Here is a 15078-nt window from a genome sequence, read left to right as displayed (position 1 = left end):
CCCTTTCGCGACGCAAGGCCGCTCCTACAGATACCGCGCAAGTCTTCAAAGTGGCGCGCCCGCGAAAGGGCCGGTACAGGTTACGACGAAGCTGGATCCTCAAGGCTGAACCCCTCGACCCCGAACTCCGCCTCCAGCGCCAGCAGGTACTCGCGCAATGCCCTGCGCGTTGCCTCTTCACGCAAACACTGCGCCACTCGCTCGGCAACCTGCCCATAAGGCAACTGCCTGCGCTCGATCCGTTCATCGACGCACAGCACATGCCACCCATAGCGCGATGCCAGCGGCCGGTCATGCAGCCCAACCGGCAACCGCTGCATCACCTGGTCCAGCTCGGCCACGGTCTGCCCCGAACTCAGCCAGCCCAGCTCGCCACCCTGGTCCTTCGAGGGGCAGGCCGAATGACGCTGGGCCAGCTCGGTGAAGCGCTCCGGGTGTTCGCCCAGCTCTGCCAGCAGCTGCTCGCCCAGGCGATAGTGGGCATCCCGAGCGCGGGCATCCTCCGGGGCCGCAGGCAGCAGGATATGCCGCACCCTCATCCGCGCTGGCTGGCAGAAGCGCTCGTGGTGGCTGTCGAAATAGCGCAGGCAGTCAGCGGCGTTCGCCTCCGGTACGTTCAGCTCGCTTTCCAGCAGTCGGGCCGTTCCTTCATCCCCGGTTTGCAGCCCCAGCATCGCCGCACGCTGGTCCAGCAGTTCGCGTATCACCAGCGCCCGGGCGGCGCTGCGCTGGGCTTCGAGCAAAGAGGCAGAGGGGTGAAACGGGGTTTCCTTGGCGATATCCGCCTCGCTGAGCAACGTATCGCCCACGCGGATCACCACCGCCGGGCCTTCGGGCAGGTTCTCGACTGCGATTCTTTCCATGCTCGCTACTCCTCAGCTACGCCGCCGGACGATCTGGTAATTGCGCCCGAGGTACCCCAGGGGAATGCTCCACACGTGCACCAGCCGGGTGAAGGGAAACAGCAGGATGATGGTCAGGCCCAGGAAGATGTGCAGCTTGAAGATGATCGGCGCATCGTTGAGGTAGGTGGCTGCGTCACCGCTGAACAGCACAATGGCCTGTGCCCAGTTGGCCAGGGTCAGCATCATGGTGCCGTCCAGGTGGCCGTAGGAGAAGAAGATGGTCACCAGCCCCAGACAGGCCTGCAACAGCAGCAGGATCAGGATCGCGTTGTCCATGAAGCTCGACGACGCCTGCACCCGTGGGTTGAACAGCCGGCGCCAGAGCAGCATGGCGCCGCCGATCACGCACAGCACACCGGCGAAACCGCCGATGACGATGGCCAGCAGTTGCTTGTGGCCGGCCGAGAGGAACGGCCCGTACACCCAGTGCGGGGTCAGCAGGCCGAACAGGTGGCCGAAGAAGATGATCAGGATGCCGATGTGGAACAGGTTGCTGGCCAGGCGCATGTGCTTGCTCGACAGCATCTGGCTGGAGCCGGTCTTCCAGGTGTACTGCCCGTGGTCAAAGCGGAACAGGCTGCCGAGCAGGAATACGGTGCCGGCCAGGTAGGGGTAGTAGCCGTAGATCAGGTGAAGCAGATATTCCTCGAACATGATGCACCTCCGTTCATTGGCCGCTGGGCGGCATGACCTGGATGACCTGGGGGATGGCCTCGTACTTGCGCTCGGCCAGGCGCCGGCCTTCGGCCGACTGCAGGCTGCAGTCCTGGGCGGACTTCGCCTCGAAGCGCACGGCTTCTTCTTCCCACACCGCATCCAGCGCCTGGGGCGTGTTGTCGGCCGGCTCGACGCTCGCGGCTGCGCGCTGTTCAACGATGCTGTCAGCGGCGCCGATCAGTGAGAGCAGGGCACGAGGCACCAGGGCATAGCGGCTGTCGCGCTCCTCGAGACGGGCGCCGAGCAGAGCCAGGATCGGCTGAATTTCGCCCAGCCACTGGCCAATGTCGCCTTCCTCACGGGTGGACAGATACTCGAGGAACAGCGGCAGATGGTCCGGCAGTTCGCGGGCATCGAGCTGGAAGCCGGCCGCTGCATACTCCGCCAGCAGGTTGACCATCGCCTGGCCACGGTCGCGGGACTCACCGTGCACGTGCTCGAACAACAGCAGCGAGACGGCGCGGCCACGGTCGAACATCTCGACGTAGGCCTCCTCGAGGTCGAGCAGCTCGCTGCCGGCCAGTTCGCGACACCACTGCGCAAGCTGGTGACGCAAGGGAGGGGGCCAACGTGTTTCGCTGTCGATGATCGCGATCAGCTCGGGGCTTGCGGCCAGCAGCTCGGCGCTCGGGTAATCGAGCAGGCGCGCCAGCACCCGCAGGCTCAGCAGGCCTTCACTCATGGCGGCTGTCCTCGAGCGGGTCGAAGGTCTGCACCGGCTTGACCAGGGTGGTGGTCTGCTTGCGCCCACCGAACAGGCTGAGTTCGTTGCGCCCGCCATTGCAGCCGTCGCCGAAGGTGAAACCGCAGCCGCTGCGCTCTGCATACACATCCGGCACGTGTTCGCGGTGGCCGGTGGGGATGACGAAGCGGTCTTCGTAGTTGGCGATGGCCAGGTAGCGATACATGTCCTCGACCTGGCGCTGGCTCACGCCGACCTGGTCCAGCACGGCAGTGTTCAAGGTGCCGTCGACATGCTTGGCGCGCATGTACACGCGCATGGCCATCAGCCGCTTGAGTGCCAGCACCACCGGCGCTTCTTCGCCAGCGGTGAGCATGTTGGCCAGGTAGCGCACCGGAATGCGCAGCGACTCGATCTTCGGCAGCACGCCGTCGAACTCGACATGGCCGGCCTCGGCGGCGGACTGGATCGGCGACAGTGGGGGCACGTACCACACCATCGGCAGCGTGCGGTATTCCGGGTGCAGCGGCAGTGCCAGTTGCCAGTCGATGGCCAGCTTGTACACCGGCGAGGCCTGGGCGGCGCTGATGATGCTGTCGTCGATGCCATCCTTGCGCGCCTGGGCGATCACTGCCGGGTCGTGCGGGTCGAGGAAGATGTCGCACTGGCGATGATAGAGGTCACGGTCATCGGCCGAGGCGGCGACTTCTTCGATGCGATCAGCGTAGTAGAGCAGCACACCCAGATAGCGGATGCGCCCCACGCAGGTCTCGGAACACACCGTCGGCTGGCCGGTCTCGATACGCGGGTAGCAGAAGATGCACTTCTCGGATTTACCGCTCTTCCAGTTGTAGTAGATCTTCTTGTACGGGCAGCCACTGACGCACATGCGCCAGCCGCGGCACTTGTCCTGGTCGATCAGCACGATGCCGTCTTCCTCGCGCTTGTAGATCGCACCGCTGGGGCACGAGGCGACGCAGGCCGGGTTCAGGCAGTGTTCGCACAGGCGCGGCAGGTACATCATGAAGGTGTTTTCGAACTGGCCATAGATATCGGCCTGGACCTGGTCGAAGTTCACGTCGCGGCGCCGTTTGGCGAATTCAGTGCCCAGCAGTTCCTCCCAGTTGGGGCCCCATTCGATCTTCTTCATGCGCTGGCCGGAGATCAGCGAACGTGGCCGTGCCACGGGCTGGTGGTCACCGCTCTTGGCCGTGTGCAGGTGTTCGTAGTCGAAGGTGAACGGCTCGTAATAGTCGTCGATCTCTGGCAGGTCGGGGTTGGCGAAGATATTTGCCAGCACCCGCCACTTGCCGCCGATGCCGGGGTTGATCGAACCGTCGGCGTTTCGTACCCAGCCGCCGCGCCACTTCTTCTGGTTTTCCCACTCTTTGGGGTAGCCGATGCCGGGCTTGGTCTCGACGTTGTTGAACCAGGCGTATTCGACGCCCTCGCGGCTGGTCCAGACGTTCTTGCAGGTGACCGAACAGGTGTGGCAGCCGATGCACTTGTCGAGGTTGAGCACCATGCCGACCTGGGAACGGATCTTCATTTCACGGTCTCCTGCTTGTAGTCGTTGCCTTCACCGTCGAGCCAGTCGACCCGGTGCATCTTGCGCACGATGACGAATTCGTCGCGGTTCGAGCCCACCGTTCCGTAGTAGTTGAAGCCATAGGAAAGCTGCGCGTAGCCACCGATCATGTGGGTCGGCTTGGGGCACACGCGGGTCACCGAGTTGTGAATGCCGCCGCGGGTGCCAGTGACCTCGGAGCCGGGGATATTCACGATGCGTTCCTGGGCGTGGTACATCATCGCCATGCCCGGACGCACGCGCTGGCTGACCACCGCGCGGGCGGCGATGGCGCCGTTGGCGTTGTACAGCTCGATCCAGTCGTTGTCGGCCACGCCGATGCGCTGGGCATCGTCCTCGCTGATCCACACGATCGGCCCGCCACGCGACAGGGTCTGCATCAGCAGGTTGTCGCTGTAGGTGGAGTGGATGCCCCACTTCTGGTGCGGGGTCAGCCAGTTCAGGGCGATTTCCGGGTTGCCGTTGGGTTTGGGCGCGGCGACGCTGGCGGCGGCCTTGGTGTCGATGGGCGGGCGGTACACCATCAGGCTCTCGCCGAAGGCACGCATCCACGGGTGGTCCTGGTAGAACTGCTGGCGCCCGGTGAGCGTGCGCCAGGGGATCAGTTCGTGAACGTTGGTGTAGCAGGCGTTGTAGCTGACGTGCTCGTCCTCCAGGCCCGACCAGGTGGGGCTGGAGATGATCTTGCGCGGTTGTGCGACCAGGTCGCGGAAGCGGATCTTTTCTTCCTCCTTGCGCCGGGCCAGGTGGCTGTGGTCGCGGCCGGTGACCTTGGACAGCGCCTCCCAGGCCTTGACCGCCACATGGCCGTTGGTTTCGGGGGCCAGGGTGAGGATCATTTCGGCGGCGTCCAGGGCAGAGGCGAGCTTCGGCCGCCCGGCAGCGGACCCTTCGTGCTTGTGGTAGTTGAGCTGGCCGAGCAGGTCGACCTCTTCCTCGGTCTTCCAGGCGATGCCCTTGCCGCCATTACCGAGGGTGTCGAGCAACGGGCCGACCGAGCTGAAGCGCTCATAGGTCTCGGGGTAGTTGCGCTTGACCTCGATGAGCGAGGGCATGGTCTGGCCGGGGATGGCCTCGCATTCGCCCTTTTTCCAGTCGCGTACCTCGGGCTGGGCCAGCTCGCCGGGGCTGTCGTGCTGCAGGGGCAGGGTGACCAGGTCGGTCTCTTCACCCAGGTGGCCGACGCACACGCGGGCAAAGGCCTGGGCGATGCCGTCGTAGATCTGCCAGTCGCTGCGCGCTTCCCAGGCCTGGTCGGTGGCGGCAGTGAGCGGGTGGATGAACGGGTGCATGTCGGAGGTGTTGAGGTCGTCCTTCTCGTACCAGGTAGCAGTGGGCAGTACCACGTCGGAGTACAGGCAGGTGGTGGACATGCGAAAGTCCAGCGTCACCACCAGGTCGAGCTTGCCTTCGATGGCATCGTCCTTCCACACCACCTCTTCGGGTTTGTGCCCGCCAACCTCGCCAAGGTTTTTGCCGAGCACGCCGTTACGCGTACCGAGCAGGTACTTGAGCATGTATTCGTGGCCCTTGCCGGAGGACCCGAGCAGGTTCGAGCGCCAGACGAACAGGTTGCGCGGGTGGTTCTGCGGGTTGTCCGGGTCTTCGCTGGCAAACCGCAGGTTGCCGTTCTTGAGCTGGCTGACGGTGTAATCGGCGGTGCTCTGCCCGGCGGCTTGCGCGGCGGCCGCCAGGCGCAGCGGGTTGATGCCCAGCTGCGGCGCCGAAGGCAGCCAACCCATGCGCTCGGCGCGCACGTTGTAGTCCACCAGGCTGCCGCTGAAGTCCTCGCTGCGCGCCAGGGGTGACAGCAGCTCCCTGACCTCGAGCTTCTCGTAGCGCCACTGGCTGGAATGGTTGTAGAAGAACGAGGTGCTGTTCATGTGCCGTGGCGGGCGATGCCAGTCGAGGGCGAAGGCCAGGGGCGTCCAGCCGGTTTGCGGGCGGAGTTTTTCCTGGCCGACATAGTGCGACCAGCCGCCCCCGCTTTTGCCCACGCAACCGCAGAGGATCAGCATGTTGATCAGCCCGCGGTAGTTCATGTCCATGTGGTACCAGTGGTTCATCCCGGCACCGACGATGATCATGGAGCGGCCGTGGGTCTTGTCGGCGTTGCTGGCGAACTCGCGGGCGATGCGGATCATCTGCTCGGCCTTGACCCCGGTGATCGCCTGCTGCCAGGCGGGGGTGTAGGGCTTGAGCTGGTCGTAGGCGCTGGCGCCGTCGTCCGCGCCGCTGCCGCCCACCGTGGCGGTCAGGCCGCGGTCGATGCCGTAGTTGCCGGCGGTGAGATCGAACACGGTGACTGCCAGCACTTCACGGCCATCGGCCAGGCGCAGGCGCTTGGCCGGGATGTGGTGGTAGAGCACGTCGCGCACCGGCACATGGGCGAAGTGCTCGCGCTCGATACCGCCGAAGTAGGGGAAGGCCACCCGCGCCACTTCATCGTGGCGCCCCAGCAGCGACAGGCACAGCTGTACCTCGCCGCCTGCGGCATCGACCGGCTCCAGGTTCCAGTGGCCGCTCTCGCCCCAGCGAAAGCCGATCGAGCCACGCGGCACCACCAGGCGCTCGCCTTGCTCGTCCCAGGCGATGGTCTTCCACTCGGGGTTGTTGGCTTGCTCCAGGGCGCCAGCAAAATCGCTGGCACGCAGTTGCTTGCCCGGTACCAGCGTGCCGTCGTCGCGTTGCTCCAGCTCCACCAGCATCGGCATGTCGCTGTAGCGGCGGATGTAGTCGGTGAAGTAGGCGCTGGGGTTATCAAGGTGGAATTCCTTGAAGATCACGTGGCCCATGGCGATGGCCAGGGCGGCGTCGGTGCCTTGCTTGGCACTCATCCATTCATCACAGAGCTTGGCGATTTCGGCGTAGTCGGGGGTGATGGCAATGGTCTTGGTGCCCTTGTAGCGCACCTCGGTGAAGAAGTGCGCGTCGGGGGTGCGGGTCTGCGGCACGTTCGAGCCCCAGGCGATGATGTAGCCGGAGTTGTACCAGTCGGCCGACTCGGGCACGTCGGTCTGCTCGCCCCACACCTGCGGTGAGGCCGGCGGCAAGTCGCAGTACCAGTCGTAGAACGACAGGCACACCCCGCCGATCAGCGACAGGTAGCGGGTGCCGGCCGCGTAGCTGACCATCGACATGGCCGGGATCGGCGAGAAGCCGGCGACGCGATCGGGGCCGTACTGCTTGACGGTGTACACGTTGGCGGCGGCGACCAGCGTCTGCAGCTCGTCCCAGTCGCTGCGCACGAAGCCGCCACGGCCGCGGATCGATTTGTAGTGGCGGGCCTTGGCCGGGTCTTCGACGATGCTGGCCCAGGCCAGCACCGGGTCGGGTTGCTCGGCCAGCGCCGCACGCCACAGCTGGATCAGGGCCTTGCGTACCAGCGGGTACTTGAGGCGGTTGGCACTGTACAGGTACCAGGAGTAACTGGCCCCGCGCGGGCAGCCGCGCGGCTCGTGGTTGGGCAGGTCGGGGCGGGTGCGCGGGTAATCGGTCTGCTGGGTTTCCCAGGTCACCAGGCCGTTCTTCACATAGACCTTCCAGCTGCAGGAACCGGTGCAGTTAACCCCGTGGGTGGAGCGGGCGATCTTGTCGTACTGCCAGCGCTGGCGGTAGCCGTCTTCCCAGGCGCGGCTTTCGTCACGGGTTTCGCCATGGCCGTCGGCGAACTCGGGCGGGCGTTTGACCAGGTAGCGCAAGCGGTCGATGAAGAAACTCATGGCTTTGCTCCGTGAAGGTTAGCAGCGGTGACAGTTAGCAGCGGACTTCAGCGTTGCTTCGGGTGTAGTAGAACCAGGTCAGCGCGATGCACAGCAGGTAGAACACGATGAACCCGTACAGCGCCCATTGCGGGCCGCCGGTGAGGTCGAACGAACTGCCGAACGATTTCGGTATGAAGAACCCGCCATAGGCGGCCACTGCCGAAATGAAGCCCACGGCGGCGGCAGATTCCTTCTCGCTCATCAGCGCCTGCTCGTCGGCGGGCAGGTGGGGGAACAGCCGAGGTGTCTGCATGCGGAAGATCGCCGGGATCATCTGCGTGGTGCTGGCGTTGCCCACGCCGGAGAAGAAGAACAGCAGCAGGAACATCGCCAGGAAGCCCCAGAAACTGCCGGCGGCGATGAAGAACAGCACCCCGGCCACGCAGGCTGCCATCGCCACATAGACCCACAGGCTGATACGTCCACCGCCGAAGCGGTCGGCCAGGCCGCCGGAAAAGGCGCGGGAGAGGGCGCCGATCAGTGGGCCGAGGAAGGCGAACTTGAGGATGTCGACGTCCGGGAACAAGTGCCCGGCCAGCAGCGGGAAGCCTGCCGAAAAGCCGATGAAGCTGCCGAAGGTGCCGGTATAGAGCACGCTCATCAGCCAGGTGTGCTTGCGTTTGAAGATCGCCAGCTGGTCGCTGAACGACGATTTGGCACTGGCGATGTCGTTCATGCCGAACCAGGCCGCTGCAGCGGCGGCGATGATGAACGGCGCCCAGATGAAACCGGCGTTCTGCAGCCACAATGGTGTGCCTTGCGTGGTGGCCTGCGGCTGGCCGCCGAGGCTGCCGAATACGCCGGCAGTGATCACCAGCGGCACCAGGAACTGCATCACGCTGACGCCCAGGTTACCCAACCCGGCATTCAGCCCCATGGCGCCGCCTTTGGCCTGTTTGGGGAAGAAGAACGAGATGTTGGCCATGCTCGACGAGAAGTTGCCGCCGCCCAGGCCGCACAGCAGCGCCAGGATCAGCATCACCAGGTAAGGTGTTTGCGGGTTCTGTACGGCAAAGCCGATCCACAGCGCCGGCAGCAGCAGCGAGGCAGTGGACAGCGCGGTCCAGCGCCGGCCACCGAAGATCGGCACCATGAAGCTGTAGAAAATCCTCAGCGTGGCGCCTGACAGGCCGGGCAGGGCGGCCAGCCAGAACAGCTGGTTGGCGCTGTAGTCGAACCCGGCCAGCGGCAGCTTGGCTACCACCACCGACCAGACCATCCAGATGGCGAAGCCCAGCAGCAGGTTGGGGATCGAGATCCACAGGTTACGGGTGGCGATGCGCTTGCCGGTGGCCTCCCAGAACGCCGGGTCCTCCGGGTGCCACTCGCGCAGCACGAAGCTGCTGGGGGTGGACAGCTCCGGAAGGTCGCGGCTCTCGCTGCTCTGCGCCCACTCCACGCGTTCGGCCATGCGGATCGCGTAGTGCATCCAGGCCAGTGCACCTGCTGCGATCAGGAACAACAGCATGAAGCAGCTTTGCCAGATACCGATCACGTCGTTGAGCATGCCGAAGGTCAGTGGCAGCAGGAAGCCGCCCAGCCCGCCCATCATCCCCACCAGGCCGCCAACCACGCCGACATGCTGTGGGTAGTAGGTGGGGATGTGCTTGAACACCGCCGCTTTACCCAGGGACATGAAGAACCCCAGCACGATGATGATCGCGGTGAAGCCGACCAGGCCCAGACTCATTGCGAAGTCTATCTCGCCACGCACGCCGGTGATGCTGTAACGGGTGGGCGGGTAGCTGAGCAGGAAGGTGCACAGAACAGAGACTGCGAGGGTCCAGTACATTACCTTGCGTGCGCCATGGCGGTCCGACAGCCAGCCGCCGAGGATGCGGAACAACGAGGCCGGCACGGTGTAAAGCGCGGCGACTACGCCAGCGGCCGCCAGGCCCAGGCCGTACACCTGCATCAGGTAGTGCGGCAGCCACAGCGCCAGGGCGACGAAGCCGCCAAAGACGAAGAAGTAGTACAGCGAGAAGCGCCACACCCTCAGTTCGGCCAACGGGGCCAGCTGTTCGCGCAGTGGCACCGGGTGCGCCTGGCGCGTTTGGCTCTGTGGGTCATTCTTGGCCAGCAGGATGAACAGCACGCCCATGATCGCCAGCACGCTGGCGTACACCAGCGCCGCACCGCGCCAGCCCAGGGCCAGCAACAGCAAGGGCGCAGCCAGGTTGGTCACCCCGGCACCGACGTTGCCTGCACCGAAGATGCCCAGTGCGGTGCCTTGCCGACCCGGTTCGAACCAGGTGGCGGTGTAGGCAGTGCCGACGATGAAGCCGCCACCGGCAAGGCCCACGCCGAGCGCGGCGACCAGAAGTAGCGCAAAGCTGTTGGCGAAAGTCAGGAGGTAGACGCACAGTGCCGACACCAGCATCAACAGGCCGAAGACCCAACGTCCGCCGTAGCGGTCGGTCCACACACCGAGGAAGATGCGCGAAATGGACCCGGTGAGTACCGGTGTGGCCATCAGCAGGCCGAGCTGGGTATCGGAGAGGGCGAACTCGTCCTTGATCTGCAGGCCCAGGATGGAGAACAGCGTCCACACGGCGAAGCACAAGGTGAAGGCCAGGGTGCAGAGGCCTAAGGCGCGGTACTGGTCCGGGGCTGAAACATTCGTGGCCATGCAAGCACTTCCCTGTGGGGTGCCAGAGCGACGGATGTGCAACAGCCGAGAGCGTACCGGGGCCTGGGCGTGGCTACGCCCAGGAGGGTGCTTGGTAAACGCCACTCGCCAGCTGAATCACGGTTGTTACTGCACTTTCTCGTTATGTAGGTACGGCTAGCTGCTGGTACAGGCTAGGTGGCGATTGCAGGAAGCGCCAATTTCCTGATAGCCGACAGGTTGTCGTGGGAGGATTCTGGTGGATCGGGGGTGGGCGGGAAACTGGCAATTTTGCCAGGCGCGGGGCTGGGGGAGGGTGTCTGGGCCGCAAGGGGCCTGCCACAAAATTTTCGGTGCCTGTGAGATCGAGCGCCGCCCGCGCGGCGCTCGATCTCACAGGCGCTGAAGACCTCAAGGCGAACAATTAGAAGCTGTACTTGGCCGTCAGCATCATGTTCCTCGGCGCCCCCCAGGTATCGCCCGCATAGTCCACCGAACTGGCCACAGCCGAGTAGAACTTGCGGTCAAACACATTGTTTGCATTGAGCTGCAGGTCCAGATTCTGATTGACCTTGTAACCCGCCATCAGGTCGGTAACCGCATACGACCCTTGAACCAACCGGTACTCGCTGCCATCAGCCACGGTGAAATCGTTGTAGATACGGCTCTGCCACGAAATGTTGCCCCCCACCCGCAGCTTCTCCAGCGGCCCCTGGAAGTGGTACACGGTGTTCAGCTTGAACATGTGCTCCGGGGTATCGGTGTCGAAACGCTGGTTGACCTTGCCAGGGTTGGCGTCGTCCTTGATGGTGTGCGCGCGGGCGTAGGTGTAGCCAGCGCCGACCTGCCAATTCGGTGTCAGTGCACCTTGCAGTTCCATATCGATGCCCTGGCTGCGCACCTCGCCCGAAGCCTCGTAGCACGAGGTTTGCGGGCAGTTCGCAACGAACACCTGGGTGGCGCGGTTTTCCTGGTCGACGCGGAACAGCGCGATGCTGGCATTGAGCGCACCGCCGAAGTATTCGCCCTTGATGCCGACTTCGTAGTTCTTGCCTACGATCGGTTTCACCGGCGTGCCGGAAACGTCCTTGGAGCTTTGCGGCGTGAAGATGTCGCTGTAGCTCACATACACCGAGTGATGATCGTCCAGGTCATAGATCAGGCCTGCATACTTGGTGACGTTGCGGGTGACCTTGTAGTCGCCGTCGCCATCGCGGTTGTCGTAGTCGTACCAGTCCAGGCGCCCACCGAGAATCAGTTTGAGCGGGTCGGCCAGGTTCAGCCGGGTGGTCATGTACACGCCATCCTGGGTGGTGACTTCACGCTGGTTGCCGGTGTGCACGAAGTCCGGCTTGCCACCATTGAGCGGGTAGTCGGTGTCGTACGGGCTGTAGTTGCGCGAGTCCATGTCGTAGATGCGCTTGCTGGCGCCGACTACCAATTCGTGGCTGCGCCCGAACAGTTCGAACGGGCCGCTGACGAAACCGTCGAGGCCGGCCTGGTTTTCCTGGTGCTTGGACTGGTAGACCGTGCGCGACAACGGCGCCTGCAACCCGGCCCAGCGCGACTGGTAGGAGCCGGTGAAGGTCGCTTGCTGCTGCGCGTAGTTGGCGTTGAGCTGGAGCTTCCAGTCATTGGCCAGGCGATGGCGCAGTTCGGCGAACACGGTGTCGATTTCCTGATCCTTGTTCTCCCAGTCGGTGCCAGGGTTGTAGGAGCGCGAGAAGCCCATGTGATGGCCGTCGAGGGCGGTCGGCATGGCGCCCCAGAAGTAGTTGGTCTTGTCCTTCTGGTGCGAGAACCCGAGCATCAGGCTGGTGTCTTCGGACAGGTCCGCCTCGGTCACCGCATAGAACAGGCCATGGTCTTCCTCGACGTCATCGATGAAGCTGTTGGCATCGCGATAGGACGCCACCACACGCCCGCGCAGGGTGCCGCTGTCGTTGAGCGGGCTGGAGGCGTCGATTTCGCCACGGTAGTCGTCCCAGCTGCCGGCAGCGCCGGTCAGGGTAACCTTCTGCTCGGCCAGCGGGCGCTTGCGCACCAGGTTGATGGCCGCCGACGGGTTGCCGGCACCGGTGACCAGCCCGGTGGCGCCGCGCACCACCTCGACCCGGTCGAACATCGCCAGGTTCGGCTGGGCGCCAACCACCCAGCCGGTGTAGCCGCTGGGGATGCCGTCGTACATCAGGTTGTCGATGTCGAAACCGCGCGCGGAGTAGCTCTGCCGACCCGGGCCGTTGGAGTAGTCGAGGAACAGGCCAGGGGTGGCCTTGACCACGTCGTTGATGCTGGTCATGGCCTGGTCGTCCATGCGCTGGCGGGTGATCACGGTTACTGCCTGGGGCGTCTCACGCATGCTCAGCGGCAGCTTGGTGGCGGTGGACATGGAGCCGGTGGTGTAGGAGCCCGAGCCCTCGGTGGTGCTGCCCAGTGCCTGCGAGCTGATTTCGGTGGCGCCCAGTTCCAGCGTGGTGGGTGTGTCTTCGGCCAGGGCTGGGGTGGCGATAGCCATGTACACGGCCATGGCAAGCAGATTGCGGGCGGCGAGAGGGCGCGTGTGCGCGAGCGGCGACAGCATGACGGACGAGCTCCTGATAACTGCTAATGCAAGTGTTTATGAGAATGATTGGCAGATAGTCTGTCAGGATGTGTCGCACCTTGGGAAGATGCCGGGTTCAATCCATTACAAAATTTTCACAATTACCCGGAGCGGGTGATCTTCTTGCCGCGCTGGCTAGCTACTTCCAGTGCCTGGCCATCACGTTGCTTGCCTTGGCGCGCCAGGCCCTCGAGTTGCGGAATCAGCATGCCTTCTGGCAAGTGACGCCAGAACCGTCCCGGCATGTGCAGGCGCAGGGCGTCGGGGTTGAGCCGGGCCGGGTTGAAGGTGTGACGGTAATAGGTACACCACAGTTCGGCACCGGGGTCGTCGGCATTCTGAGACCATTTTCGCCAATCTTCTGGGCATTTGCGCCGATAATCAAAGGCTTTGCCGTCGTATCGAATACCGTCCTGCGGCGTTGCGATCAGCCAGCGCTGGCGGCCCAGGCGGTCAGCGAAATGCGCGCTGGCACTTTCGAGAATGTCATGTGCAGGCTCGTGATAAGCCACCAGATCAAGTTGCAAATGCTCGGCCAGCGTGACAGGCAGCGGCACGAAGCGTACGAACGCGTGCAGATGGTGCGCCTCGCGGCTGACCTGCTTGATACGCCGTTGCAGTTCACTGCCCAGGCGGTCACCCGCCAGCATGGCTGTGCGGTCGCCATGGGCCACGCGCCAGAGCACTTCGTACAGCAGGTTCCAGCGTTGCTCGCCGCGGTAGCGCGCCGCTTGCTCCAGTTGCGTCAGCAGTGCGGCGGGTACCTTGGCGCGAAACGGGCCGGGGCCTTCGGGCAGCGGGGAAGGGATGGCCAGGAGGTCCGGAATCGGTCCCTGCGCCCACGTCACGTCTGCAGGGTCGATACCGTGCCCGAGCAGGGCCCGGGCCTGGTTGCGCCATGTACCGAACTGGTCATCGCAATCGAGGGCAATCACCCCCACAACCCCATCTGCTGCGGCGCCTGTGGTTCGCGCAGGCGCGCCCGCAGCAAACCACTGCGCAGCTCGCCATCCGCGGGGCGGTAGTCACTGGTGACAATGAACGGCCGCGCCTTGTCCAGCACGCAGCGCAGCTGGATCAGGTCGTCATAGCGCACGCGCCGCTCGCGGCGCAGGGCCACCAGCCGTTGCACGCTGCGCAGGCCGATGCCGGGAATGCGCGCCAGCAGTGCCGGTTCGGCGCGGTTCACATCCAGCGGGAACACCTCGCGGTTGGCCAGTGCCCAGGCAAGCTTGGGGTCGATGTCCAGTGCCAGGTTGCCGGCCTGGCCGAGCAGCTCGCCGGCCTTGTAGCCGTAGCCGCGCAGCAGGAAGTCGGCCTGGTACAGGCGGTGTTCGCGCAGCAGTGGCGGCGCGGCCAGGGGCACGCTGCCAGGGCTGTCGGGGATCGGGCTGAAGGCCGAATAGTACACACGCTTGAGCCCGTAGCCCTGATACAGCGACTCGGCGTTGCGCAGCAGGGTGCTGTCATCGGTGGCGTCGGCGCCTACGATCACCTGGGTGCTTTGCCCGGCCGGGGCGAAGCGCGGTGCTTTTGGCTCGCCGGCCACGGCCTGCTGGCCCTGATGGATCACGCCCATGGCCTGGCGGATGGTATGTGCGTGCTTTTCCGGGGCCAGGCGCTTGAGGCTGGCATCGGTGGGCAACTCGATGTTGACGCTGAGGCGGTCGGCCAGGCGCCCGGCTTCTTCGATCAGCAGCGGGTCGGCGTCGGGGATGGTCTTGAGGTGAATGTAGCCCCGGAAGTTGTGTTCCTCACGCAGCAGGCGCGCCACGCGGATCAACTGCTCCATGGTGTAGTCGGCCGAGCGGATGATGCCGGAGCTCAGGAACAGGCCGCTGATGCAGTTGCGCCGGTAGAAGTCCAGGGTCAGGCGCACCACTTCCTCGGGGCTGAAGCGGGCCCGCGGCACATTGCTGGAACGGCGGTTGACGCAGTACTGGCAGTCGTACAGGCAGAAGTTGGTCAGCAGTACCTTGAGCAGCGACACGCAGCGGCCATCGGGGGTGTAGCTGTGGCAGATGCCCATGCCATCGGTCGCCCCCAGGCTATCGCTGCCGCGCGAGCTGCGTTTGGGGGCGCCGCTGCTGGCGCACGAAGCGTCGTACTTGGCGGCATCGGCGAGGATGCCGAGTTTGGCAATGAGCTGCATGGGGATGTCTCGAAATACTGAATATTCATACAGTATTTCGAGATTTCAGCATTTGCAAGG

At 64.6% G+C, this 15078-nt stretch carries 9 protein-coding genes; all 9 read right to left on the bottom strand.

Translation table 11 applies throughout. The features are described 5' to 3' along the window. Positions 1–80: 80 nt before the first annotated feature. The 9 genes from ACIPW4_RS04555 to ACIPW4_RS04515 all read right to left on the bottom strand — a co-directional run bounded on the left by ACIPW4_RS04555 (position 81) and on the right by ACIPW4_RS04515 (position 15018). Complete coding sequence (locus tag ACIPW4_RS04555) at positions 81–863, bottom strand: peptidylprolyl isomerase (protein WP_400655205.1); 783 nt, start codon at positions 861–863, stop codon at positions 81–83. A 12-nt stretch (positions 864–875) separates the two neighbouring features. After that, complete coding sequence (gene narI / locus ACIPW4_RS04550; protein WP_400655203.1) at positions 876–1559, bottom strand: respiratory nitrate reductase subunit gamma; 684 nt, start codon at positions 1557–1559, stop codon at positions 876–878. Between the two features lie 13 nt (positions 1560–1572). Next, positions 1573–2304 carry a nitrate reductase molybdenum cofactor assembly chaperone gene (gene narJ / locus ACIPW4_RS04545; RefSeq protein ID WP_400655202.1) on the bottom strand — a complete coding sequence of 244 codons (732 nt, stop codon included), beginning with the start codon at positions 2302–2304 and terminating at the stop codon, positions 1573–1575. After that, positions 2297–3853 carry a nitrate reductase subunit beta gene (gene narH, locus ACIPW4_RS04540; protein ID WP_400655200.1) on the bottom strand — a complete coding sequence of 519 codons (1557 nt, stop codon included), beginning with the start codon at positions 3851–3853 and terminating at the stop codon, positions 2297–2299. Before narH ends, narJ begins: the two co-directional genes overlap by 8 nt. Next, a complete protein-coding gene (locus ACIPW4_RS04535; protein ID WP_400655198.1) occupies positions 3850–7614 on the bottom strand; it encodes a nitrate reductase subunit alpha in 3765 nt (1254 codons plus the stop codon). Before ACIPW4_RS04535 ends, narH begins: the two co-directional genes overlap by 4 nt. Before the next feature lie 34 nt (positions 7615–7648). Continuing rightward, on the bottom strand, positions 7649–10285 hold the full coding sequence (locus tag ACIPW4_RS04530; protein ID WP_400655196.1) for a nitrate/nitrite transporter: 2637 nt from the start codon (positions 10283–10285) through the stop codon (positions 7649–7651). Between the two features lie 403 nt (positions 10286–10688). Further along, positions 10689–12845, bottom strand: coding sequence for a TonB-dependent siderophore receptor (locus ACIPW4_RS04525; RefSeq protein ID WP_400655193.1), 2157 nt, complete (start codon positions 12843–12845; stop codon positions 10689–10691). Between the two features lie 122 nt (positions 12846–12967). Continuing rightward, on the bottom strand, positions 12968–13807 hold the full coding sequence (locus ACIPW4_RS04520; protein WP_400655191.1) for a TIGR03915 family putative DNA repair protein: 840 nt from the start codon (positions 13805–13807) through the stop codon (positions 12968–12970). After that, entirely contained in the window at positions 13798–15018 is a 1221-nt protein-coding gene (locus ACIPW4_RS04515) for a putative DNA modification/repair radical SAM protein (RefSeq protein ID WP_400655189.1), read from the bottom strand. Before ACIPW4_RS04515 ends, ACIPW4_RS04520 begins: the two co-directional genes overlap by 10 nt. Positions 15019–15078 lie beyond the last annotated feature (60 nt).

Source organism: Pseudomonas sp. NPDC089996 (genome assembly GCF_044748405.1).
In the GTDB taxonomy this organism is placed as follows: Bacteria; Pseudomonadota; Gammaproteobacteria; order Pseudomonadales; family Pseudomonadaceae; genus Aquipseudomonas.
Note: the sequence above shows the minus strand (reverse complement) of the source record. Positions and strands in the feature narration are given on the sequence as shown.